This window comes from Gluconobacter sp. Dm-62 (assembly GCF_018256155.1).
GTDB lineage: Bacteria > Pseudomonadota > Alphaproteobacteria > Acetobacterales > Acetobacteraceae > Gluconobacter.
This window is the reverse complement of the sequence record NZ_JAERLY010000003.1, coordinates 138,560-163,301: the sequence shown is the minus strand read 5'-3', so window position 1 is coordinate 163,301 and position 24,742 is coordinate 138,560. Positions and strand designations below refer to the sequence as shown.

Below are 24,742 nucleotides of genomic sequence, written 5' to 3'. Positions count from 1 at the left end.
AAATCCTGACAGCTACTGTTCGCGTGATTTGAACGCTCATGACGAAACCGGATTAGCATCGTACAGTACAACGCATCATGGCCATGCCCGTTTTGCTGGCCTGTTTCATGCGTTCAGTTGGAGCCGCCAATGTCAAGAGTTTCACCCGGCGTCGTCAGTGGCGCCAGTTATACGGCCCTGATCAAGGCCTGCCATGAAGGGGGCTATGCCCTTCCCGCCATCAATGTCGTCGGCACCGACAGCGTCAACGCGGTTCTGGAAGCGGCGGCCCGCAATGGATCGGATGTTGTCATCCAGGTTTCCAACGGCGGTGCGCGGTTTTATGCCGGTGAGGGGCTGCCGGATGCCCATCGTGCCCGCGTTCTCGGCGCAGCTTCGATGGCACGGCATGTCCATCTTCTGGCCAAGGAATACGGGATTGCCGTTATCCTTCATACCGATCATGCCGATCGCAAGCTGATCCCCTGGCTGAATGATCTGATCACGTTGAGCGAGGATGAGTTCAAGGCGACCGGCACGCCGCTGTTCACCTCCCACATGCTCGACCTCTCTACGGAGCCGCTGGAAGAAAACCTTGGGACCTCGGCCGCCATGCTGAAGCGGCTGGCCCCTCTGGGCATGGGTCTGGAAATCGAGCTGGGGGTCACGGGCGGTGAGGAAGATGGCATCGGCCATGACCTCGAAGAAGGGGCGGACAACGCGCATCTCTATACGCAGCCGGAAGACGTGCTGACGGCGTGGAACCTGCTCTCCCCGATCGGAACCGTGTCGATCGCCGCGTCTTTCGGCAATGTTCATGGCGTTTACAAGCCGGGCAATGTGCAGCTTCGCCCCGAAATCCTGAAGAATTCGCAGGATGCGGTGCAGAAGGCGACACAGAGCGGCCCCAAGCCGCTGCCGCTGGTGTTCCATGGCGGGTCGGGCTCGACGATCGCGGAAATCGACGAGGCCGTGTCCTACGGCGTGTTCAAGATGAACCTCGATACCGACATCCAGTTCGCGTTCGCGCATGGCGTGGGCAGCTATGTTCTAGAGCATCCGGTGGCCTTCCAGCACCAGATCGAACCCGGCACCGACAAGCCGATGAAATCGCTCTATGACCCGCGCAAATGGCTGCGCGTGGGCGAAAAATCCATTGTCGAACGTCTAGATGAAGCCTTCGAGATCCTTGGCTCCAAAGGCCGGTCCATCGCCCGTAAATCCTGACGGGACCGGAATTCAGGAGGCTCCGGCCTCCTGAATGGGTCTGTGGAATCAGGGGCCGGGTGTGGCGGAAGCGAGCTGGGCCTTGGCCACGTCCCGGCTGTCGGGAAGTGCATCTTCCCAGCCGCCGCCGAGCGCGTTGTAAAGGCGCGTCAGATTGGTCGCCAGCGTGGCGTCGCTGTTGGCGAGGTCAAGCTGGGCAGACTGGAGCTGCGCCTGTGCGTTCAGGACGTTCAGGTAGTTCGTCAGGCCGCTACGATACTGGCTCTGCGCCAGTGCCAGTGCCTTGCCGTTGTCGTTGACGGCGTTCTGTAGCCCCTGACGATGCAGCTGCTCGTCCCGATAGGCGATCAGCGCGTTATCCACATCATGCCAGGCCTTGATGACCGTCTGCTGATAGGAAATCGCGGCCGCCTTCTGCGCGTATTTCTTCAGTTCAAGCTGGCCGTACAGACGGCCACCCTGGAAGATCGGCAGGGAAATGGACGGGCCAACATTCCACGCACGGGCATTCCAGAAGCCCAGATCCCGGAAGGACAGAGTCTGGAAGCCGAAATCGGCATTGATCGTGACCTTCGGATAGAAATCCGCCGTCGCCTCGCCCACTTCGGCGACCGCACCGCGCAGACGGGCTTCGGCCTCGCGGATATCGGGGCGGCGATGGGCCAGTTCGGACGGAATACCCACGGGCACGACCGGCGGAACGACGGGAACGCCGGCGTTCTTTTCCAGCTCAGTGTTCAGGCTTTCCGGCGGGGCGCCCAGAAGCAGGGCGAGGGCGTTTTCTTCCTGCGCCACGGCCTGTTCGAGCTGCGCTTCCTGACCCTGCGTGTCATGCAGGCGGGCCTGTGCGGAATCCACGTCTAGCTCCGTCACCAGACCGCCGCGATAGCGCTCCTGCGCAATGGAGGTGATCTGCGTGAGGATGCTGAGGTTGTCGCGCAGGATCTTCAGACGCTGCTGGTCACCACGCAGGCTCATATAGCCATGCGCCATATCGGCCTGCTGCGCGATGAGGACCGAACGGCGTTCTTCATCCGTGGCCTGAAGGTCGGCCTTGGCGGCATCATACTGATGCGCCACACGGCCCCACAGATCGATTTCGTAAGTCGCGTCGATCGCGCTGCGCCACTGGTTCAGCAGCGGGATGGTCGCCCCGCCAGCCGAACTCTGGAGCATCGGACCGACCGTGCTGCCGATCGAACCGCCCTCGGATTTCGCGATACCGCCTGCGACGTGACCGATGATTTCCTGCAGCTGCTTGGTGCTGTACTGGCTGCGCTGGTACGAGCCCGAGGCACTCAGGGCCGGGAAGCGTTCAGCACCCGCCATGATGAGCTGCGCGCGGCTCTGCGCCAGATTGGCGGTTGCGAGGCGGAAAGACAGGTTCTGGTTGACCAGACGGTCTTCCAGCGACGTCAGCTCAGGGTCATGGAAGACCTGCCACCAATGACTGTCAGCCTTCATTTCGCTGACGATACTGTCAGGCGCGCCGGCCATATGATCGGTGTAATGCGCCGGCGACCAGGGCTTGGGCGCGTGATACTCAGGTCCCACCATGAGGCAGCCGGACAGGGTGAACAGGGCGCAGCCGCAAAGCAGCGCGCGGGAAGTGAAGGCTGCGCTCACAAAGAAACTCCTGAGGCGGAAATGATCTTGCGGTGACCGACCGGTTCGGTCAGCATGTCAGGAACTCGACCTGACGGACAGAAGGACCTTTCGCTCACATGACGGGCATCATGGACGACGGCAACGCGGGCACTCCCGACGGAGCCGGGGGCACCGATCCTGCGGGATGCGCCAAGCGCGAACAGATCCTGAAAGGTGCCGGAACGATCTTTCTGGCAAACGGGTATGAAGGGGCGTCCATGTCCCAGATCGCGCAGATGGCGGGCGTGTCCAAAGGGACGCTCTACAACCATTTCGATGGCAAGGCGTCCCTGTTCTCCGCGTTCTTCGAAGAGCAGGCCCGCTGCCGGCTCGCACCGATCGAGGCGCTTTCGCGCAGTGACGGACAGTCCGTCCGCGTGACGCTGGTGCGGTTCGCGGAAATGACCGTTCATCTGCTTGTCTCGCCCATGGCTCTGGGGCTGTATCGCATCATTGTCGGGGAGGTCGATAAATTCCCCAATCTGGCCGACACGTTCTGGCGCTACGGCTTCGACCGTACGCTTGGCAACCTGACGGAATACCTGACGCGCAGCGTGGCCCGCGGAGAGCTGGAGATCGCTGATCCGCGCCTCTCGGCCGAGCAGTTCATGCTCATGTGCCAGGCCCGCATCATCCAGCGCCGGCGATTTGGCCTGCCAGTCGATGACAGCGACGCCGCCATCGCGGAATTTGCCGCCTTCACGGCCGACAGCTTCCTGAAGATCTACGAACCGCGCCATCAGTGACCGCCGCCCGAGGCCTGGGCTGCCTTCTTGCCGTTGGGTGACAGCAGGAAGCACAGCGGCACGACGAACAGCGCAATCACACCGATCCAGTCGAAGACCTCGTTATAGGCCAGCATGGCGACCTGCGAGGTGAACTCCTGGAACAGCCGGTAAATCGCGAAATTATGTGCCTGCGCGGCGGGCATCCCGTGCGCCTGTGCAGCCTGCTGCGCGTTGGCAATGTAGGCGTTGAACTCCGGATTGGCCGGAGTCATGTGATCGGCGACGTAGCCCTGATGGCGCTGACGGGTCTCGATGATCGCCGCTGTGGCGAGCGAGATGGCCAGTGAGCCGATATAGTTTCGCGCCATCGAGAACAGGGCCGAGGCATCGGAGTTCAGCTCACGCGGCAGGGTCGAATACGCAATTGTCGAGATCGGCACGAACAGGAAGGCCAGCGAGGCCGTCTGGCTGATGCGGTAGAGCATCAGATGCCTGAAATCGACCGCGGCATAGAGATTCGATGCCTGGAACATGGCCATGCCCATCGCGAAGAACCCGAATGCGATGATGTAGCGCATCTGGATGAACTTCATCAGCCGGCCCACGATCGGGATCAGGCAGATCACCGCCACACCGCCGGGGGCAAGCAGTAGGCCGGAATTCGTCGCGGTATAGCCGAGCACCTGCTGGGCGAACTGCGGAACGACGATGGCGGAGGCATAGAGCGTCGCGCCGACCATAGAGATCAGCAGCATGCCGGTCGCGAAATTACGATCCTTGAGCACGGACAGGCGAACCAGCGGGTTCTTGGCATAGCACAGCCAGACGATCGCCCCGATAACACCAATGGCGCCCAGAATGCCCATCGTGACGATGAAGGGCGAGCCGAACCAGTCGTCGTCCTCGCCACGATCGCACATGACTTCAAGACAGCCTAGGCCCAGCGTAATCAGGCTGATGCCAATCACATCCACCTTCTCACGCTTCTTGCGCTCCCACGGCGGATCTTCAACGAAGGCCGTCACGGCCATGACCGTCAGGATACCGAAAGGCACGTTGACGAAGAAAATCCAGCGCCAGGAGAAATTATCCGTCAGGTAGCCGCCCAGCATCGGGCCGAGAACCGGGCCGACGATGGTGGCGATGGCGGTCAGGCCGAACGCCGCTCCGCGCTTTTCAGGCGGGAACGTGTCGAGAATGATGGACTGCTGGCTCGGTTGCAGGCCGCCTCCGAAGAAGCCCTGCATGAGCCGGAATACCACCAGCATCGGCAGCGACGTCGCCAGTCCGCACAGAAAGGACGAGACGGTAAACATCGTGATGCAGATCAGGAAGTAGCGTTTGCGACCAAACAGCCGCGACAGCCAGCCCGAAATCGTCAGAACGATTCCGTTCGCCACCAGATAGGACGTCAGCGCCCAGGTGGCGTCATCATACGAACTGCCGAGCGATCCCGCGATATGCGGCAGCGCCACGTTGACGATGGTGGTGTCCAGCACCTCCATGAAGGCCGCCAGCGTGACCGTGACGGCCACAAGCCACGGATTGTGACTGGGTTTCCAGTCCTGATGCCCGGCAGTATCGCTCATTTCACATAAACCGTCGGCACGACAGACAGGCCAAGCGCCAGCGGAAGATTCGGATCAAGGCCGCTGTCCAGCACGATCTTCACCGGGATACGCTGTACCGTCTTCACGAAGTTTCCGGTCGCGTTTTCCGGAGGAAATGCGCTGAAGGATTCGCCCGAGCCAAGCTGGATGGAATCCACATGCCCATGCAGTTCGAGCTGCGGGTAGGCATCAATCTCGACGTCCACCTTCTGGCCCGGACGCATGTGAGTGAGCTGCGTTTCCTTGTAGTTCGCCACAATCCAGACTTCCGGCTCGACGATGGAAAACATCTGCTGACCGGCCTGCACGAAATTGCCGCGTTCGACGTTACGCTGGGAAATCCAGCCATCATGCGGGGCACGGACTTCCGTCCATTCGAGGTTCAGGCGGGCCTGGGTCAGATCCGCATTGGCCGAAGCAAGAGAAGCCTGTTCCTGCGTGACGCGGGCATCGGCATTGGCCACGTTTTCCTTGACCGGTTCGGCCTGCGTCAGCTGACCCTGAGCCTGAAGAACGCGGGCTTTCGCCTGATCCAGTGCGGCGCGGGCGTAGTCGATATCCTGCTGCGAGGTGGCGGCACGGGCCACAGAACGCTGACGGCGATAATCGGCTTCAGCCTTGACGAGCTGCGCCTGCGCGGCGGCAAGATTGCCCTGCGCGGTAACGAGCTGTCCCGGGAAGTTCTTGTGCGCCACGGCCAGCATGAGCTGGTACGCATCAATATTGGCTTTCGCCTGCGAGACGGCGGCTTCGGCCTTGTTCAGCGACGCTGCATAGTCGCGGCTGTCGATCCGCAGGAGCAGATCGCCCGTGTGGACGAACTGGTTGTCGTTCACCAGAAGCTGCGTGACGTAACCGTTGACGTGGGGCGCAATGGCGATCTTGCGACCTGCCGTGTAGGCGTCATCCGTCTCGATGTTGTTGCGGGTCAGGAAAAGATAAGCCCCGATACCCACGAGAACCAGAACCACCAGCAGGATCAGCGCGATCCGGACAAGGGGATGACGCTTTTTCTGCGGCTTTCCGTTCTTGTCGGATGTCGTGTCACCCTGCGCGTGATCGGCCTGATCGCCTTGCGCCATAATGTTTGTCTCGCTTTGAAAACAGGTCTGTCAGATCATGACCGGATGTGCTGTGCGGGGCCTGAAAACCCTCTACTGACCGATCGGTTCGGTCATCCATGACATATCGTCTCATGGGCTTCAAGCGGGAAAAAACTGATCCGTTTCCATTCTCTCCCTCACGACCCCGGCTGATGCAGAAACTCACGCACGCGCGAAAGACCTTCAGCGAAACGCTGTCTCTCGCTGTCGCCCTGTGCTCCATCCCCCAATCGCAGCAGCCAGGACGGATGGGCGAGCGCCAGTCGCTGAACGGCGGTTTCACCGCTTCCCACCCTCCACGACGTTCCGCGCACATCCGCCATCGCCATGCCTGGACCATCCAGCGCCCTGAGCGCCGTAGCTCCCAGAGAGACGATGAGCTTCGGCCGGATCAATGCGATTTCCTGCTCCAGCCAGGGACGGCAGGCCACCATATGTCCGGCATCCGGAGTCTGATGAATGCGACGACGCCCCTGAAGGCGGAAACGGAAATGCTTGACGGCATTGGTCAGATACAGCGCACTGCGATCAACCCCGGCTGCCCCAAGCGCCTCATGCAGAAGCTGCCCCGCAGGCCCAACAAAGGGACGCCCGGCCAGATCTTCCTGATCGCCCGGCTGTTCTCCAACCACCATAATCCGCGCATGGGCGGGCCCTTCCCCGACAACAGCCTGTGTCGCTTCACAGTGCAGGGGACAGGCCGTGCAAGTCCGGACCTTTGCGGCCAGAGCCTCCAGAGTATCCGGCAGCGGCTCAACCGGCAGACTGTCACGGGCTCGCAGCCGGTCGTGGAAGGTGGGCGCTGGCAGAAGCTCCTGCTCCGCCATCGTCCGGACGCGCGCTTCAGCCCCGGAGACAAGCTGCGGGATCAGGCGCGTTTCAGGCAGGTTTTTCCAATAGCGGCCGGGCATCTCACGGCGCATGGCCTTCGTGCGAACGCGCGCGGGATTGAAGGTGGACGCATAATAGGTGTTCCACAGATCCCCGAACCCGTCATCCAGTTCCGGCTGTTCGCAGGGTTCGGAGGAGTAGGCCAGATCCTTCCCGTCCCAGCAGATCGAACCGCGCGGAGTCAGGATGATCCAGTCCATGTCCGTGAAGCGCTTCGAGAAAAACGGCGCAATGCGTTCAAGAATATGATGCTGCGGCTCGAACCATGCGAGGAACCGCCGCCGACCCGCCCCTTCCCCCTGCACAGGCTGCTCGCGAAACCGGACGAAGGCCATCATCTTGTGACAGTCCTGCCGGTTCTGCCGCACCATGATCCGCGCTTTTGCGATATCGGCATCCGTCGCCACATCCAGCAGATGCGGATTGCCCTGCACCCTCCAGGCGATCCGGTAAGCGAGCGCGAACCGGCCCGGATCGGAATGGCACAGCATGTCCCGCAACAGCGCGATACAGGACGCACGCAGCGTCACGCTTTTCAGAACCGGCGCCTCCGTCAGCGCCACCATGCCGTCACTGTCATTGGTCTGCTGCCCGAACAGATCCATCTCCCCACCCCGGATGCGCCAGTCGATGGCCTGAGGCGGAAGATCGCGCTGTAATGCCGCGCGGGCCATCTCCCGCCAGGGCTCGAATACCGCGCTATCCTCAACACTCAGGACGTAGCGCGTCACAGAAGACTCATCTGCTGGGGTGCGGGGCTGAACAGACTGCGCAGATCATGCCGGTCCGTCAGACGGGCCGGGCTCCAGCCCGGCGTCTGCACAAAGGGCCGGACCTTGCGGATGGACACATTCAGCCGCGCCAGATCCTCCAGCCGCACGGCTTGATGCCGCCGCGCCCTGAGAATGGAGGCCACAGCCTTCACCCCCAGCCCCGGCACCCGCAGCAGCATCTCCTTCGACGCCCGGTTCAGATCCACCGGAAACAGCGCCCGGTTATCCAGCGCCCAGGCCAGTTTGGGGTCCAGTTCCAGATCCAGCATTCCATCCGCGCGACCTGCCGTCAGCTCGCCGAAAGCAAAGCCGTAGAACCGGAACAGCCAGTCCGCCTGATAGAGCCGGTGTTCGCGCTGAAGCGGCGGACTTGTCGCCGGCAGCAGGGCGGACGCATCGGGAATAGGACTGAAGGCAGAATAATAGACGCGACGCAGCCCGTAAGAGCCGTAAAGATTGGCGCTGCTGGCAAGGATATCCTGATCGGACGCCGCATCGGCCCCCACGATCATCTGCGTGCTCTGCCCGCCCGGCGAAAACCGCTCGGCCCGGCGCCCGGTATGACTGCGTTCCTTGCCCGCATCGATCTTCAGCCGCATCTCTCCCATCGCCTGGCGGATACCCCCGGCCTTTTTCTGCGGCGCATACTGCTCCAGCCCGGCGACGGTCGGCATTTCCACATTAATCGAGAGCCGGTCCGCATAGCGCCCCGCCTCTTCCAGCAGACGCGGCGAGGCATCGGGGATGGTCTTGAGATGGATATACCCCCGGAACCCATGCTTCAGCCGTAGATCCCGCGCCACCTGCACGAGTTGCTCCATCGTGTGATCGGACGAGCGGATAATGCCCGAGGACAGGAACAGCCCCTCGATGCAGTTGCGCCGATAGAACTCCAGCGTCAGCCACACAACTTCCTCGGGCGTAAAGCGCGCACGCTCCACATTCGAAGACGACCGGTTGATGCAATAGGCGCAGTCATAAACGCAGAAATTGGTCAGCAGGATCTTGAGCAGCGACACGCAGCGCCCATCCGGCGTATAGGAATGACAGATCCCGTTCCCGGTCGTGGACCCCAGCCCTCCGTTCTTTTCAGAATCCCTGTGCGTGGAGCCGCTCGATGCGCAGGACGCATCGTATTTCGCCGCATCGGAGAGAATCGCCAGTCTCTGGGAGAGTGTTTTTTTCATACTGTGTTCTTATTTCGTTCCAGAGTATGGAGCGCAAGAGAAACCGTGAAATTAACCAGTTTTTTCCCGGTTTTCCGTTATTTTTGAAGGACTTTTTTTAACGGAACCGATTCAGCTTCCGTTAACCACTCCCCCCTATCCTGAGGACGCAAACCTGCACCGACGGAGAACGAATTCAATGTCATTGTCAATTAATACGAATACCGCGGCAATGGCCGCACTCCAGAGCCTTAACCAGACGACGACCGATCTGAACAAGACCGAAAATGCCGTCTCCACCGGCAAGTCCGTCAACAGCGCGTCTGACAATCCGGCCATCTATTCCATCGCCCAGTCGATGAACTCCCAGATTTCAGGCCTGTCCGGCGTTTCGACCGGTCTGAGCTTCGCCGGGCAGGTTCTCTCCACGGCAAGCACACAGGCTTCCACGATTTCCGGCCTGCTGAGCAGCGTGTCCACAACGGTCACGAACGCCGCCAACAACGCCGAAGATCAGGATACGCTGAACTCCCAGCTCTCCAGCCTGGCTTCCCAGATCGACGCCAGCGCCAACAGCGCCACCTTCCAGGGCGTCAACCTGCTGTCCGGCGCCACGGGTAGCGGCGTGTCCTACACGTCCGTCTCGGCCGCACAGGACATCAACGGCAACCTGTTCGTTCAGAACGGCGCCAATGCCACGGCATCCGGCCTAGGCCTTGAAGGCCTGAGCACCACCATGAAGGGTGCAACGCTCGATCTGGGAGGCGCGACCTACACTGCAGCTGACACCGGAAACACGGCAGCCGCATCCACGATTACCCTGAAAAATCAGGCAGCGGCAAACGGCAGCGGCACGGCCACGAGCCCCGCCACCACGACCGAGTTTGTCCTTGACGACAACACAAGTGGCCTGTCGTCCACGGCAACCATTGGCACCGCACTGTCCAATGCCGTTTCAACAGCTCTCGGAAGCACTGCTACCGTAACGGTCGGCACTGATGGAACCCTGACATCCTCGGCTTTCGGCAGCAATGCACCAGTCACGACGTCCGACGGCACCACAACCTATACGATGACGAACGGCAAGAGCATTACCGCCAAGGCTGATGCCAGCGGCAATCTCACCTACAGCGTCACGACGGCTACCGACAGCAATGGCAATGCCACCAGCCTGGCGAAAGTCGTGGACGTCAACACGAGCACAGCCGCAACCAACACAACGGATGCGACGCAGCAGAACACCGACCGTACCACGACGCTTATGACAGCCATGAGCAATGCCGGATTTGGCGTCTCTCGCGCTAATGATGGCACCCTGACGCTGGCTGGTGGCAATCTTTCCACTGCAACAGGGAGTGTTACAACAAGCAATATTGCCGAAGGCACTTCACTGGATATGTCGGGCGCAACTTTCACAGACGGTGGAACAGCCCTGACGGTCAAAGACGGCACCACTTCAACAGCCTACGTTGCCCTCGATTCGGCCTCTTCTACAACTTCTGCTCTAAGCAGTGGTGCAAAGTCAGCTCTGCAGAGCACGCTTGAAACCCTTACAGGCGATTCTACCGCTGCAGACATTACCGTTGGCGCTGACGGCTCTGTTTCACTTGGCGGTACTGCAGCAACCTCATGGACCGCAACCGGGAATGCTTCCAGCGGCCTTACTCTCACGGACAGCTCCGGAAATTCGACCACATACAAGTTCTTTTCCGGTACGGACAAAACATCCTGGACGTCAAGCCTCGCAACAACAGCAGGTCTTACAGCTGGGACCGACTCGACATACACGCTCGATACAGCCGCTTCCAATGTGACGCCAAGTACCAGCATCACTGCCTCGAAAGCAAAACCCACTGTCGGCACAACCTCCGGCACAGCCGTGGTACAGCTTGCGGTCAGTGCCGCTCTGACCAAGGTCAACCAGATCTCTGCGGGCTTCGGCGTTTCCGCCAACACCGTGACCCAGCTTCAGACGGCCACCAGCTCGCTGTCCGATGCCCTGACGACGGGTGTGGGCGCCCTGACGGACGCCGATCTGGCAGCGGAAAGCGCCAAGCTGACCTCGCTTCAGACGAAGCAGCAGCTGGCCGTTCAGTCGCTCTCGATTGCGAACTCGCAGTCTTCCACCCTGCTCAGCCTCTTCCGCGGCTGATCAGGTTTCTGGAGGGTACCGGTTTTCCGGTGCCCTTCAGGCCCCTGCCCCGCGCGGGACTGCTTCAGACGCCTGCTGTTGATATTCCGCAGCGGCTTTTGAAACAGTCTTCCTGAAAGGAGTTTGCCTTCGTGACTTACGCATCCTCACAGTACCAGAAACAGTCCGGAAGCTACCTTTCCTCCCGGGAAATCGAGGTCATGGCCTTCCGGCATGTCAATTCCCTGCTGTCACAGGCCAAGGATCACCCGAAAAAGGTGGCTGCTCTGGCTGCCAATTTGAAACTCTGGAGCCTCCTGTCGATGAGTGTCGAGCGGGTCGACAGCCCTCTTCCGCCCGTTTTGCGGGATGACATCATCAAGGTTGGCCTGTGGTCGATGCGCTATTCCAACGCGGCCCTCAATGCGCCGAAGGACCTGCAGCCCCTGATTGACGTCAACAATGACATGATCGAAGGCCTGTCCGTGGAACCCGCGCCTTATGCCATGGCCGCAGCCCCGCAGGCTTATTCCGGATCGGCCCAGACGTCATCTCTGGAACTGGTTGGCTGAAGAGACAGGCCGCTTCAGGAGACGGGTTCTTCCGATCCATACAGAAACCCGGGATCGGGAATATTCAGGGCGCTGGCTTGGCCAAGCGCCCTTTTTTTATTCAGTGGCGAAGAAGTACGAGGCATTTTGAGCCTCGCACTTCTTCGAGAGTCTCAAGGCGTGATCGCAAGCCGGTTATCGGAACGATCAATATCCGGGATGACATGATCCGGGTCCAGCGTGACGGCCTTGAGGCCATCATGGGCCGGCAGTGAAACAACGATATCGCTGCTCTGACGCCAGGCTTCCGTCGGGATACGGAGTTCTTCCGATTTACCATCTGTATAATCGGCACGCAGTAGCACAGGGAGTGGAAGTGCTCCGTAATTGCGGACCTGTACGGTTACGGGCTTTCCGGCGTCATGATGGACGTCTCCCAGTGCGTAATCCGGGGCAGCATTGGTAAAGTACCAGCCACGCCAGAACCATCCCAGATCCTCACCCGCTTCGCTGCTCATCAGGCGGAAGAAATCCGACGGCGACGGGTGTTTGAACGACCATTCGGAAATATAGCGCCGGAAGGCAGCGTCAAACCGGACCGGGCCCAGGATCTGTTCGCGCAGCAGTTTCAGTCCATAGGCACCTTTAAAATACGTCACGCTATGGCGGTATTTTTCGGACACGCCATCGGCGGCCGTCATGAGCACGGGCGCCTCAGGATCGGTCAACACCGGAACGATGTCCTGCGCGGGATTGCCGGTTTTGGGAGCAAACTCGGAATCGCGTTTCGGGGCAAACTCGCCGTTATTGAAGTGATCGGACGCATAGACGTCGATGAACGTGTTGAAGCCCTCATCCATGAAGGCATTGCGGCGTTCGTCCGTGCCCACGATCATCGGGAACCAGCCGTGGCCCAGTTCGTGCGTTGTAATCCAGAACAGCTCCGGGTCACGGTCGCTCATGCCGTCGAAAACAATGCCCGGATATTCCATCCCTGCGCCATGACCGCCCAGATTAATGGCGTTCGGCCAGGGGTATTCGAACCACTGCGACGAGAAATATTCGATGGCGTGTTTGACGTAGTCCGTCGAGCGATCCCAGCCATGCGGCCCGATCCCTTCACGCGGATAGACTGACATCGCAAGCCGGGGCACGGCGCGATAGTTCGTCCAGGGAACGATGGGCGGCAGATTGATCCGTGAGGCGTCCCACACAAAGGCCGGTGACGCTGCAAACGCCACGTCACGCGTGTTGCGCATGCCGTAATGCCAGGTGACTTCGCCGCTCTGCTTCAGGTGACTTTTCGGGTCGGTGATGTCATCGAGTGTTCGGATCAGGACACGCGTATCGCTCTGCGCCGCCTGCGCAAGACGGTTGCGCTCGACGGGGGTCAGAACCTGTTCGGGATTGAGCAGCGCACCCGAACCGACCAGCGTATAGTTCCACGGCACTGTCACGCTGTAGTCGAAGCTACCGTATTCCAGAAAGAACTCCTGCCCCAGATAGGGCAGCGTGTTCCAGCCACGGCGGTCATCATAAACGCTCAGACGCGGGTACCACTGCGCAATTTCATAGATGTCGCCTTCCCGCGCGGGTGTGACAGCGGTACGGCCGCCCCATGGGCCGGGCACAGTGTAGTGCCAGTCGATCTTTACGAAAGCCACGCCATGCGGATCCAGCGAGCGCGGCAGCTTGAGCTGCATCCGCGTATCGGAGATCAGGGGCGTAACGTCCACCTCCCGGCCACCCTGAATGACCGAGACGTGTTCGATCGCCATGCCATCGGTGTGATTGCCCGTCATCATGTGACTGCCGGGGATCGCCCCGACCTCGCCCCGGGTGTCGGCACGATAGATGTTCTGGTCGAGCTGGACCCACAGGACATCCAGCGTCTCAGGGCTGTTGTTGCTGTAAGTCACGGTTTCAGAGCCGTGGAGCACATGAGCCTGTGTGTCGATCCGGGAATGGATGACGTAATCCGTGCGGTTCTGCCAGTATTGCGGCCCGGGAAGACCTGATCCTGACCGATAGGCATTCGGGGCATCGGGGAGCGTCAGAGGGGCGAAGACCGCTTTGGGATCAGCGAAGGTCTTCGCGGAGACGGTCTCGGGCAGCAGGGCGGCGGGAACGAGCACGCCTCCCAGCAGGGAAAGCAGAAAAAGGCGCACAGACATCCGGGGCGGACCCTCCATTCGGTGGTTCGATGTTATCCCGTTATAATGTCGCCGAGCGCTCCCAGATAGGATGCCAGATCAACTTTCAGCGGCATCAGGTACGCATTATCGTTTTTCTCGCGGATAACGCCCAGCATCCTGCGTGCGAAAGCGACGTTCCCCTCGAGCGTACCGTCATAATCGCGCGGAAAAACCACGTGGTTGACGCGCTCCCAGTACCGGCGCGAGCGATCACCCAGAACCGGGGAAATGCCCCAGAACACTGTGTCGTCACGGAGCCAGTCCATGCAGTATTCGAGCATCGGAATATCGAAGAGTGGCTGCGTGAAGAATCCACAGGCCCCGGCATCGCGCTTGCGGGCAATATCTTCAAGTTCCTGATACGGTGCCCGGCGATAGGGGTCGAACACCGCATAGACCTTCAGATGCGGCGCCTCGCGGCGATAGCGTTCGATGATCTGCGCGGAAGTATTGGGGTAGACCTTCCAGTCGCTCCCTTCGGCTGGCGGATCACCGGCAACCACAAGAATGGAGGTCAACTCCGGACGGTCCGCACCCGGCAGCGGCACCCCCGGTGCGATATCGACCGCGCGGATATGCGGGATAACCTCGAACGGGGCCTGTTTCGTGACCAGCGAGGCAGCATCATGGCTGCGCAGATCAAAACGCATCAGATCCGGAACATTCAGCGTGCTGACCTGCGGCAGGACATCGCGTACGGTCTGGACGTCCGCCAGCACAGCCTCTGTGGAGCGCGGAACCAGTTCGACTGAAACGCGCGTCATGAAGAAGCCTCGGCGGCCGCCTGTGTGGCACGGGCGGCCTGAAGCGTATTGTGCAGCAGGCAGGCGATCGTCATCGGGCCCACGCCGCCCGGAACCGGCGTGATGTAACCGGCGACCGGAAGGGCTTCGTCGAATGCCACGTCACCAACCAGACGGGTCTTGCCGTTTTCCGCCGGAATACGGGTAATGCCGACATCAATGACGGTCGCCCCAGGCTTGATCCAGTCACCACGCACCAGACCGTTCTTGCCGGTCGCAACAACCAGAATATCTGCTTCCCGGGCCAGTTCTTTCGTGTTGCGCGTATGGATATGCGCAACCGTCACCGTGCAGTTTTCCTTGAGAAGGAGCTGCGCCATCGGCTTGCCGACAAGGTTGGACGCACCAATCACCACCGCATGTTTGCCGGTCATGTCCTTGTGAACAGACTGGAGCAGCATCAGGCAACCCAGCGGCGTGCAGGGCACGATGCCATCGATCCCGAGCGACAGGCGGCCGGCGTTAACCTCGCCCAGACCGTCCACATCCTTGTGAGGCGCAATGGCGTTCGTCACCTTGACCGGATCGATCTGGACCGGGAGCGGGAGCTGCACCAGAATGCCATGGATCTTCGGGTTGGCGTTGAGCTGCGCGATCAGGTCCAGCAGTTCGTCCTGCGATGTGCTCTGCGGCAGCATGTGCATGAAGGAGCGCATGCCCACGCGATGGGTCTGGATCGCCTTGTTCTTCACATAGACTTCCGACGCCGGGTCATTTCCCACCAGAACAACGGCCAGGCCGGGAATCGTATTGCCCTGCTCGACGAATTTTGCCACTTCGCGGCCCACCTGATCGGTCAGGGCGCGGGCAATACCTTTGCCGTCGATGATCTTGCCATCAATGATATGGGATACCGGATCGGAAGGCTTCTCGGGGGACAACGGGCTCATGGGCTCTCCGGATGACAACAGGCGGACGTTTCAGTTACGCTCACCGACGGGCCGTAACGGTCGCAGGAATTGAGGATGGTCTCGTGACCGACGAAATACGCAAGAACTTCGCCAGTGACAATGTTTCCCCCGCATGCCCCGCTGTCATGGAGGCCATGCTGCGCACCAATGAAGGCTGCGTCGGGTCCTATGGCAACGATATGCTGAGCCGAACCCTGAACGCACGGTTCGGGGAAGTTTTCGAGACAGAAGTTGCAGTTTTCCCGGTTGTGACGGGGACTGCGGCCAACAGCCTTGCACTGTCCTCGCTCGTGGCACCCTATGGCGCGGTCCTGTGTGACCAGAGTGCGCATATCAGCAATGACGAGGGCGGCGCGCCCGAGTTCTTCATGCATGGTGCCAAGCTCGTCACGCTGCCCTCCGCCGACGGCCGGATGGACCCCGAGGGCCTGCGGACGGGTCTGCGGACCAATGCGGAAGGCGGAATTCTCAAGCCCCCCATCCAGGCCCTGTCCCTGACGCAGGCGACCGAATGGGGTACGGTCTATGCGCTGAAGAATCTGGCAGCGCTCTGTGCCATCGCGCATGAGCATGACCTGCCCGTCCATCTGGATGGCTCCCGGCTGAGCAATGCCGTTGCGCATCTGGGCTGCACGCCAGCCGAAGCCACATGGAAGGCCGGGGTCGACGTTTTGTCCTTCGGCGGCACGAAATGCGGGGCACTGGCTGCGGAAGCGGTTGTATTTTTCGTCAATGAGCGCACGCGCCCGGTGCTGAAGGATTTCGAGCGGCGCATCAAGCGCAGCGGGCATCTGTGGTCCAAGGCGCGCTTCCTGAGCGCGCAGCTTCTGGCGCTGCTGGAAGATGGACTGTGGCTGAAAAACAGCGCCCATGCCAACGAGATGGCACAGCGGATCGTCGAAGGCCTGCGCCGTCATGCCGGTGCCCAGCTTCCGTTCGAGACGCAGGGCAATGAAGTCTTCGTCATTCTGCCTGACCTTCTCGTCAAAGAGCTGGAAGCGGCGGGATATGGATTTTATCGCTGGCCCACACCGGAAGGTGTATCGGGCACGCTCATCCGCCTCGTGCCAAGTTTCCACACACGCATCGAAGACGTCGATGCGCTGCTGGCCGAAATTTCCGCCTGAATGATCAGCCTGTTTGATCTGTTCAAGGTCGGCATCGGGCCATCCTCGTCCCATACCGTCGGCCCCATGCGCGCAGCGGCCCGCTTTGCAGACTCCCTGCCCCACACACAGGACGTGGCGCGCCTGTGCGTCACGCTCTATGGCTCCCTCGCCTGGACCGCACGCGGACATGGCACGGACCGGGCCGTCATTCTGGGGCTGGCGGGCGAAAAACCCGACACGATGGACCCCATGCTCGCAGACGGCATCGTGCAGTCCGTGACACAAACACATCTGATGCCGTTCAACGGCCACCCAACGCCGTTCAACCCGGACACGGACATCGTTCTCGACACGAAAACCATCCCGCCGGTTCATCCCAACACGCTCCAGTTTGAGGCGTTCGACGCACAGGGCCATGTGCTCGCAACGGCGCGGTTCTGCTCAGTGGGCGGCGGGTTCATCGTCCATGAACAGGCAACCGAAACCGCGACCTACGCCCAGCCCGACATGCCGTATGACTTCACCAGCGGCGCGGAACTTCTGAAACGCACGCAGGACACGGCACTCGATATCGCAGGCGTCGTTCTGGCGAATGAAAGCGTGCTGCGACCCCGCGCCGAGGTTGAGGCGTATCTGGACCGGATCGTCGCCGTGATGATGGACTGCGTGGACGCCGGGCTGCACCGCTCCGGCACGCTGCCGGGTCGGCTGAACGTCCGCAGACGGGCCGCCGCGCTGTATGAACGGCTCAAGGACCAGAGCCGCAGCAACCAGCCCTCCGCGCACGGCATCATGGACTGGATCAGCCTGTTCGCCATTGCCGTGAACGAGGAAAACGCTGCCGGTGGCCGCGTCGTCACGGCCCCCACCAATGGCGCCTCGGGCGTGATCCCGGCCGTGCTGCGCTATTACCGGGAGTTCTGCCCCGAATATTCGCTCGATGGACAGCGCCGTTTCCTGCTGACGGCTGCGGCCATTGGCGGTCTGTTCAAGCTAAATGCATCGATTTCGGGCGCGGAAGTCGGGTGTCAGGGCGAAGTGGGCGTTGCGTCCTCAATGGCCGCTGCCGGACTGGCAGCGGCACTGGGCGCAACCCCGCTTCAGGTGGAGAACGCCGCCGAAATCGGGATGGAGCACCACCTTGGCATGACCTGCGACCCGGTGGCCGGGCTGGTGCAGATCCCCTGCATCGAGCGCAATGCGTTCGGCGCAATCAAGGCCATCAACGCGGCCTCCCTCGCCATGCACGGCGATGGCGCCCATCACGTGTCGCTCGATCAGGTCATCCGCACGATGGCCGAGACGGGCCGCGACATGAACCACCGCTACAAGGAAACATCCCTCGGCGGGCTGGCGGTCAACTTTCCCGAATGCTGATGGTATGGTGCTGAGAGCGTTCAGGCCGCGATCATGAACTGCGCAATCGCATCGGCAGCACGCTGCGACGCGCCCAGCAGCGGCTCGCCAAAGGTTTCGTGGAACAGGGCTTCCTGCGCTGGACGGTAGGTTGCATGCTGCTCCTGCGCGCGCGAGATGGCGGGCATGAGATCGTCGATATCCTCGACCACCTCTCCGAGCGTCCAGTGCAGAAAATACGGATCGTCCTGCCAGGGCAGTTTGCGTGGATTCAGGAACACGCAGGGGCGCGGAATGGCCAGAAATTCGTAAACTTGGCTGCTCACATCGCCGATATAAAGCGCGGCCTGAGACGTATAGGTCATGTCCAGCATGGCAGACGACCCCGTATCAACCAGCACTTCGGGGCTGCGCTGTTGTCTGAGCTGACGTTCGCGGATGCCGAAGCCCCTGTGGAAAGTCTTGATATGAGGGGCAACGACCAGATTGTAGTCGCTCTGCGCCTTGAACCCCTGAATCAACGGCATCATCCAGCCTGAAGCCGACGTCAGTTTGCGCTGATAGTGTGGATTATAAAGCGCGAACGGGCGCCCATTGCTGAACGAGACAGAATTTTCCCGCTGCACGGCTTCGAAGACATCGAACTTCGGATAGCCGACAACCCGTGTGGTGTCCTCGCGCAGCAGTCCCTTGTCCTGAAAATAGCTGGCGATCTTGGGACCGGAAACGAGCGTCAGATCAAACTCACGGACCAGATGCTCGTCATTGACGTAGCGGTCCCCGGCACCATGCATGAGCAGGATGAGTTTCGGACCGGACAATCCCATGTTCCTGAGCACACCTCCCGTATATTCGGTGGCCACGACCGCATCATACTGGTTCAACTCGGCAATGTTTTCGCGCAGCACCAGAAGCCGCTCGCTATCAAGCCGTCTTGCGCGCTTCAGAATACGGGCCTTCAGGGACTTGGGAAAAGCCTTCAGAGGCAGGGACGGAACCTCCAGCGCGCGACGGATCCGAGCGAGGTGCTCCACCGTTTCCGGGAAACTGTAATATTCGACCACGTCATAACCGGGAATTGCGGCCAGTGCGCTGGCGACAGACGCGGTGTGATAACACTGATACGGTTCAGCAATATAGATGAAGGCAATTTTCATGACTGATCAGTTGCGTCCTGCCTGAAATAGCAGGCTGAAACCTGCGTTTTCCGGATTGGGGCCTTCAGCAGAAGACGGATCGCCGCCAGATCCTGTCTGCAGAAACCCTGACAACGATATATGTAATATTTTCTTCATAATCCCTGCCCACACCCTGTCAAGGAACTTCATCGCCCGTGACATTCCGCCTGCGGCATGGACACTCCGGGGGCTTTGTGGTCAGTAAGGCCCGCATGTCCGGCGAGCGCTCCGTTTTCAGATCCATTTTTAAAAGCGTCAGCGTTCTCACACTTGGCCGCATTGCCAATGCGCTGTGCAGTTTCATCTATATTGCCGTGGCGGTCCGCGCGCTGGGCCTGTCCGATTTCGGCCTGCTGATCCTGATCCATTCGCTGGCCTCGACCAGTTCGGTCCTGTCCCGGCTCCAGTCCTGGCAAACGCTGATCCGTTTCGGCAGTGAGAGCTTCGGCAGCGGGGACACGGACGCCCTGCACAGGGTCATTCATTTCTGTATCCGCCTCGATACGCTCTCGGCCGCGTTCGCCATCGTGTTCGGCCTGGCAGGTGTGCAGATTTACGGACACACTGCGCACTGGTCCGCGCATGTACGGTTTCTGGCGGATCTGTACGTCTTCGTCAGTCCACTGATGTATTCAGGTTGGGCGAACGGCATCCTGCGGATGGCGGGAAAGTTCCATCTCGTCCCGATCATCGACAGCTGCGCGGCCCTCGCCAAGACATTCGGCGTTCTTCTGGGCTATGTGCTGCATCTCAAGCTCGGATATTTCCTGTTCGTCTGGGCCATGACGATCGTCATCGATTATGGCTTCTACATCCACTACGCACTGGACATCCTGCGACGGAAATTCCGCTTCCAGTATTTCCGGGCCTTCCGGCACTGGCGCTGGCAGCTTCCGGGCATGTGGCAGTTCACGCGCGCCGCCAGCGTCAACCAGACACTGGGCAATATTTCGGGTCATGTCGCGACGCTGCTGGTCGGAAACGGGCTGGGACCGGCCGAGGCCGCGGTCTTCCGCGTCTGCCGCCAGATTGCGGACGGGATTGTCACCCCCGCGCAGCTCATCTCCCCCGTACTTTATCCCGAACTGGTCCGCATGCGGGACCGGCAGGACTGGCGGGGCCTCAAGCGCGTGACCTGGAAAATGTTCGGCGTCCTGAGCGGGCTGTCACTCGCGCTTCTGCTGCTGTCGGCGTTCTTCGGATCGACGATCTTCCGCTTCCTGCTGCACGTCCATGTGCATCACACGTCGCTGTATATTTCCATCATGCTCTTGGCGGCGGTGTTCAGCCTGCTGGTCATCCCGCTGGAGCCGCTGCTGATCGTCGTGGGGCATGTGAAGTTCCTCATGGCCAACCGTACGGCCGTCATGGCGGTCTATTTCCCGGCGCTCTATGTCCTCACCCGGCATTTCGGGCTGGCCGGGGCCTGTCTGTCGACGGCGGTGTGCAATGCGACCATTCTGCTCTCACAGATCCTGGGCGTCTGGTTCTTCTACGACCGCATTGGCAAATCGAAAGCCTGAGCGTTTGTCTGGTAGTCGGACACAGGCATGAAAAAAGGCGGGAAGAGTAATCCTTCCCGCCTTTGAAGGCCGCTTCTGTTGGAACTGCCTGACTTACTGGGCGTCCTCGGAGCTGTCGTCGTCCGATCCATTCGGGGAGACGGCGACGAAAAGCTGCTGGCCGTCACGCAGGATCCGCAGAAGCGGCGGCTGCTTGCGGCCCAGCGCGTCATGTACCTGCGCCACGACCGCCTTGGGCGACGGCGTCACATGGCTGCCGACGGCGACGATGATATCGCCCGGACGGATGCCGGACTGATCGGCCGGAGAGCCCTGCACGACATCAGCCACGACCGCACCTTGCACGCTGTCATCCAGACCCAGTTCCTGACGGGCCCGCGGCGTCAGGGACGCCAGCGAGACACCGAGCTTACCCGCGCCGGACTGTGCGGTGTCAGTGGCATCACCCGAAGCATGATCCTGAGCAGACAGGTTGCCGACCGTGAAGTTCATGGTCATCGGCTTGCCGTCACGCAGCAGGCTCAGCGTCGCGGCGGTTCCCGGAGCGATGGAGACGACCTTCACCGCCAGATCGTGACCGTTCTTGATCGGCTTGCCGTTCAGCGTGGTAACAACGTCGCCGCTCTTGATACCGGCCTTCTCGGCCGGGCTGCCCTTGGAAACAGATGCCACCAGCGTTCCGCGCGGCGGGGCACCGGGTTCGGAAGACTGGAGGTTCAGCGCCTGCGCCATGGTAGGCGAGATGTCCTGCCCCTCGATGCCGAGATAGCCACGCGTGACATGACCGGTCTTTTCAAGCTGGCTCACGACGGATCGGACGGTGTCGGACGGGATGGCGAAACCAATGCCGATCGAGCCACCGCCATTGGGCGAGATGATCATGGAATTGATGCCCACAACCTTGCCGTCCTGCGTGAACAGCGGGCCGCCCGAGTTGCCGTGATTGATCGGCGCATCAACCTGGATGAAGTCGTTATAGGCGCCCGAATGCAGATCACGGCCCAGCGCGGAAACGATACCCGCCGTCACCGTGCCGCCCAGACCATAGGGATTGCCTACGGCAATGACCCATTCACCCGGCTGGACCTCGTCGGAATCGCCCAGCTCGATGAACGGCAGCTTGCCGGTCGGCTTGACGCGCAGGAGAGCGACGTCCGTCTTGGGGTCACGGCCGATGATCTTGGCGGGCAGCGTCGTGCCGTCATCGAGCGTGACCGTCACCTTGGTCGCACCGTTCACGACGTGGTTGTTGGTCACGACATAGCCGTCAGACGAGATGATGAACCCCGAGCCACGCGCCTCGACCGTACGGTTGGGCTGCTGCTGCGGTGCCATCTGGAACGGGAAGGGGAACGGAAACGGCATGCCGCCGCCCTGTCCACCGCCACCACCACCCGGGCCGTTTTCCTCTTCCTCGGCCACATCCGTCTTGATGTGCGCCGTGATGGAGACGACAGCCGGCTTCACCTGTTTGACGAGATTGACGAAATTGGGGAGCGTCTGAACGCCCGTCTGCGGCTTGATGGCTCCGCTGGGGGCGGTCGTGGCACCGGCCTGAGGGGCGGCCGCAGGCGTGGTGTCCGCGAAAGCGAACGGAGCCGAGACCAACATGGTCGTTGCAGCGAGGGCGGAGAGGGACGCGCGAAAACGTGAGGTCATGTCAATCCCGACTGGTTACGAAAACATCGTGGCTATAGCGTTGAACTATGGACCCCGTTCCCGTTCCGCAAGCTGACCTGCGCGTGAAACATCCGTAAGTTCATGACGGACTGTGAATTCAGGGGCCCGAAAGGCTCTTCTGCACGGGACTGCGGAGCCTGCGGAAAAAATCCTTTAACAACTCCGACGCCTCGCGTTCACACACACCGCCGATGACCTCGGGGCGGTGCAGACAGGACGGACGCTCGAAAATGCGCGGCCCATGCTCCACGCCCCCGCCCTTGGGATCATAAGCCCCGAACACGACGCGCCCGATCCGGAAATGCACGATCGCGGCCGCACACATCGGACACGGCTCCAGCGTCACAACCAGCGTGCAGTCCGTCAGGCGGGGGCTTTGCAGACGGGCGGCAGCGTCCCGCATCGCAAGAAGCTCGGCATGGGCCGACGCATCATGCGCGCCCTCCACATGATTGCACGCAACCGCCAGAACTCGCCCGTCCGGCCCCAGCACGACGGCACCCACCGGCACTTCCCCGCACGCCGCAGCTTCCCGCGCGGCCTGTAGCGCCGTCTGCATCGCCGGACCAATATCGGTCTGAATCCTTGTCTCACCCTGAATCATGATGCGATGATGCGGCCCATGACCCTCCCCCGTCCATCCCCTTCACAGCGTTCGCCGCTGATCGGCCTGACGCTGGATCATGAACCCGGCGGCGTGGGGCAATTCTCACGCTATCCGTTCCATGCGCTGCGGGAAAATTATCTGACGGCCGTGAGTGATGCGGGCGGGATGCCGGTCTGTCTGGGCTATGACTGCGATGCCGAGGCGCTGATGGCGCGGCTGGACGGGCTGATCGTCACGGGCGGCGCCTTCGATGTCGATCCGACGCTTTATGGTGAGGCGCCCCATCCGCTGACCAGCCCGCGCCCGGCCCGGACGTCCGCCGAACTGGCGCTCCTGCGGGCGGCGCTGGCGCAGGGCAAGCCGGTTCTGGGCATCTGCGGCGGAATGCAGCTTCTGGCCGTGGAGGCCGGGGGAACGCTGATCCAGCACCTGCCGGAAGAATTGCAACACGAACAGCCCAACCCCCGCCACGAACCCGGCCATGACATCGCCATCGTCCCCGGCACGAAACTCGCGCAGATCGTGGGGGCGGAGCGTATGACAGTGAACTCCTCGCATCATCAGGCTGTGCGGGACCCCGGACGCGCCAAAATCTGCGCCCGCGCGCCGGATGGAACGATCGAAGCGATCGAGCTTGATGGCCCCGGTTTTGCCATTGGCGTACAGTGGCATCCCGAATTCTCCCTCGACCCCGGCGACCGTCGCCTGTATGCGGCGCTTGTGGAGACTGCACGATGACCGACGACAACACCGAAAACACCGCCCCCGAGATGCCCGAAATCTCTGACCTGCACGAGGGCACTGCGCCTGAAACGGACGCACCGGCCCCGAAAGGCGAGCGCATCGCCAAGGCGCTGGCCCGCGCCGGCGTGGCCAGCCGCCGCGATATCGAACGCATGATCGAAGGCGGACGCATCAAGCTGGGCGGACAGGTCGTCACGCATCCGGCCACATTCGTGCATCCGGGCGACATCATGCTGGTGGACGGCAAACCCGTGGACTCCCCCGAGCGCACGCGCCTGTGGCGGTATCACAAGCCCGACGGCCTGATGACGACCCACAAGGACCCCGAAGGCCGCAAGACCGTGTTCGACACGCTGCCCGAAGGCCTGCCGCGCGTCATCAGCGTGGGCCGTCTGGATATCAATTCCGAAGGTCTGCTGCTGCTGACCAATGACGGCGAACTGGCCCGCCGCCTTGAACTTCCCGGCAATGCCTGGATCCGGCGCTATCGCGTGCGCGTCTTCGGCGTCGTGGACGAAAAGCGTCTGGCCTCGCTGATCGACGGTTTCGACTATGACGGCGTGCGTTACGGCTCCATCGAAGCAGCTCTGGATTCGAAAAAGGGCGATAACGCCTGGCTGACGGTCAGTCTGCGCGAAGGCAAGAACCGCGAGATCCGTCGCGTCATGGAAGGTCTGAACCTGCATGTCAGCCGCCTGATCCGCCTGTCCTACGGCCCGTTCCAGCTCGGCTCGCTCAAGGCGCGCGAACTGGAGGAAGTCCCGGGCAAGACCCTGCGCGAGCAGATGCCGGACCTCCCCGCCCCAAAGCGTCAGCGGACGCGCTGATCG

General features: G+C 61.3%; 20 protein-coding genes. 9 read left to right on the top strand and 11 right to left on the bottom strand.

Annotated features, from left to right (window positions below; genetic code table 11):
- Positions 1 to 129: 129 nt before the first annotated feature.
- Positions 130 to 1,206: a class II fructose-bisphosphate aldolase gene (gene fbaA / locus JK202_RS05435; RefSeq protein WP_211558983.1), complete on the top strand. Its 1,077-nt coding sequence runs from the start codon at positions 130 to 132 to the stop codon at positions 1,204 to 1,206.
- Positions 1,207 to 1,254: 48 nt separating this feature from the next.
- On the opposite strand, the gene JK202_RS05430 is transcribed toward fbaA, so the two are convergent.
- Positions 1,255 to 2,832, bottom strand: coding sequence for an efflux transporter outer membrane subunit (locus tag JK202_RS05430; RefSeq protein ID WP_211558981.1), 1,578 nt, complete (start codon positions 2,830 to 2,832; stop codon positions 1,255 to 1,257).
- Positions 2,833 to 2,930: 98 nt separating this feature from the next.
- Here JK202_RS05430 and JK202_RS05425 point away from each other — a divergent pair, with 98 nt between their 5' ends.
- A complete protein-coding gene (locus JK202_RS05425) occupies positions 2,931 to 3,599 on the top strand; it encodes a TetR/AcrR family transcriptional regulator (RefSeq protein WP_211558979.1) in 669 nt (222 codons plus the stop codon).
- Here JK202_RS05425 and JK202_RS05420 read toward each other — a convergent pair.
- The 4 genes from JK202_RS05420 to JK202_RS05405 all read right to left on the bottom strand — a co-directional run bounded on the left by JK202_RS05420 (position 3,593) and on the right by JK202_RS05405 (position 9,145).
- Positions 3,593 to 5,170: a DHA2 family efflux MFS transporter permease subunit gene (locus tag JK202_RS05420; RefSeq protein WP_211558977.1), complete on the bottom strand. Its 1,578-nt coding sequence runs from the start codon at positions 5,168 to 5,170 to the stop codon at positions 3,593 to 3,595. The genes JK202_RS05425 and JK202_RS05420 overlap by 7 nt on opposite strands.
- On the bottom strand, positions 5,167 to 6,273 hold the full coding sequence (locus JK202_RS05415; RefSeq protein WP_211558975.1) for an HlyD family secretion protein: 1,107 nt from the start codon (positions 6,271 to 6,273) through the stop codon (positions 5,167 to 5,169). Before JK202_RS05415 ends, JK202_RS05420 begins: the two co-directional genes overlap by 4 nt.
- Positions 6,274 to 6,431: 158 nt before the next feature.
- Complete coding sequence (locus tag JK202_RS05410) at positions 6,432 to 7,916, bottom strand: UdgX family uracil-DNA binding protein (protein ID WP_211558973.1); 1,485 nt, start codon at positions 7,914 to 7,916, stop codon at positions 6,432 to 6,434.
- A complete protein-coding gene (locus tag JK202_RS05405) occupies positions 7,913 to 9,145 on the bottom strand; it encodes a putative DNA modification/repair radical SAM protein (protein ID WP_211558971.1) in 1,233 nt (410 codons plus the stop codon). The genes JK202_RS05410 and JK202_RS05405 overlap by 4 nt, the downstream gene beginning before the upstream one ends.
- Positions 9,146 to 9,323: 178 nt before the next feature.
- On the opposite strand from JK202_RS05405, the gene JK202_RS05400 reads away from it, so the two are divergent.
- Together JK202_RS05400 and JK202_RS05395 are read left to right on the top strand one after the other, a co-directional pair.
- The gene (locus JK202_RS05400) at positions 9,324 to 11,276 is read left to right on the top strand and encodes a flagellin (RefSeq protein ID WP_211558969.1); all 1,953 of its coding nucleotides are present in this window, start codon (positions 9,324 to 9,326) and stop codon (positions 11,274 to 11,276) included.
- A 131-nt stretch (positions 11,277 to 11,407) separates the two neighbouring features.
- Positions 11,408 to 11,827 (top strand): flagellar biosynthesis regulator FlaF, encoded by a 420-nt coding sequence (locus JK202_RS05395; RefSeq protein WP_211558967.1) that lies wholly within the window; start codon positions 11,408 to 11,410, stop codon positions 11,825 to 11,827.
- Positions 11,828 to 11,979: 152 nt separating this feature from the next.
- Here JK202_RS05395 and JK202_RS05390 read toward each other — a convergent pair whose 3' ends face one another.
- From JK202_RS05390 to folD, 3 genes are read right to left on the bottom strand one after another with little or no spacing between them, the layout of a single operon-like run.
- The gene (locus JK202_RS05390) at positions 11,980 to 13,980 is read right to left on the bottom strand and encodes a M1 family metallopeptidase (protein ID WP_211558965.1); all 2,001 of its coding nucleotides are present in this window, start codon (positions 13,978 to 13,980) and stop codon (positions 11,980 to 11,982) included.
- Between the two features lie 32 nt (positions 13,981 to 14,012).
- Complete coding sequence (locus JK202_RS05385) at positions 14,013 to 14,765, bottom strand: methylenetetrahydrofolate reductase (protein ID WP_211558963.1); 753 nt, start codon at positions 14,763 to 14,765, stop codon at positions 14,013 to 14,015.
- Entirely contained in the window at positions 14,762 to 15,694 is a 933-nt protein-coding gene (gene folD, locus JK202_RS05380; protein WP_211558961.1) for a bifunctional methylenetetrahydrofolate dehydrogenase/methenyltetrahydrofolate cyclohydrolase FolD, read from the bottom strand. The genes JK202_RS05385 and folD overlap by 4 nt, the downstream gene beginning before the upstream one ends.
- Positions 15,695 to 15,777: 83 nt before the next feature.
- Here folD and JK202_RS05375 point away from each other — a divergent pair, with 83 nt between their 5' ends.
- Positions 15,778 to 16,842, top strand: coding sequence for a low specificity L-threonine aldolase (locus JK202_RS05375; RefSeq protein ID WP_349291824.1), 1,065 nt, complete (start codon positions 15,778 to 15,780; stop codon positions 16,840 to 16,842).
- Complete coding sequence (locus JK202_RS05370) at positions 16,843 to 18,201, top strand: L-serine ammonia-lyase (protein WP_211558957.1); 1,359 nt, start codon at positions 16,843 to 16,845, stop codon at positions 18,199 to 18,201.
- A gap of 20 nt (positions 18,202 to 18,221) precedes the next feature.
- On the opposite strand, the gene JK202_RS05365 is transcribed toward JK202_RS05370, so the two are convergent.
- Positions 18,222 to 19,337: a CDP-glycerol glycerophosphotransferase family protein gene (locus JK202_RS05365; protein ID WP_211558955.1), complete on the bottom strand. Its 1,116-nt coding sequence runs from the start codon at positions 19,335 to 19,337 to the stop codon at positions 18,222 to 18,224.
- 176 nt (positions 19,338 to 19,513) lie between these two features.
- Between JK202_RS05365 and JK202_RS05360 the strand changes: the two genes are divergently transcribed.
- Positions 19,514 to 20,881: a lipopolysaccharide biosynthesis protein gene (locus tag JK202_RS05360; RefSeq protein WP_349291823.1), complete on the top strand. Its 1,368-nt coding sequence runs from the start codon at positions 19,514 to 19,516 to the stop codon at positions 20,879 to 20,881.
- Positions 20,882 to 20,974: 93 nt separating this feature from the next.
- On the opposite strand, the gene JK202_RS05355 is transcribed toward JK202_RS05360, so the two are convergent.
- Together JK202_RS05355 and JK202_RS05350 are read right to left on the bottom strand one after the other, a co-directional pair.
- The gene (locus JK202_RS05355) at positions 20,975 to 22,540 is read right to left on the bottom strand and encodes a Do family serine endopeptidase (RefSeq protein WP_211558953.1); all 1,566 of its coding nucleotides are present in this window, start codon (positions 22,538 to 22,540) and stop codon (positions 20,975 to 20,977) included.
- Positions 22,541 to 22,658: 118 nt separating this feature from the next.
- On the bottom strand, positions 22,659 to 23,165 hold the full coding sequence (locus JK202_RS05350) for a nucleoside deaminase (RefSeq protein ID WP_211558951.1): 507 nt from the start codon (positions 23,163 to 23,165) through the stop codon (positions 22,659 to 22,661).
- A gap of 6 nt (positions 23,166 to 23,171) precedes the next feature.
- Between JK202_RS05350 and JK202_RS05345 the strand changes: the two genes are divergently transcribed.
- Together JK202_RS05345 and JK202_RS05340 are read left to right on the top strand one after the other, a co-directional pair.
- The gene (locus JK202_RS05345) at positions 23,172 to 23,906 is read left to right on the top strand and encodes a gamma-glutamyl-gamma-aminobutyrate hydrolase family protein (protein ID WP_211558949.1); all 735 of its coding nucleotides are present in this window, start codon (positions 23,172 to 23,174) and stop codon (positions 23,904 to 23,906) included.
- A gap of 32 nt (positions 23,907 to 23,938) precedes the next feature.
- On the top strand, positions 23,939 to 24,739 hold the full coding sequence (locus JK202_RS05340; protein WP_211559176.1) for a pseudouridine synthase: 801 nt from the start codon (positions 23,939 to 23,941) through the stop codon (positions 24,737 to 24,739).
- Positions 24,740 to 24,742: the final 3 nt, after the last annotated feature.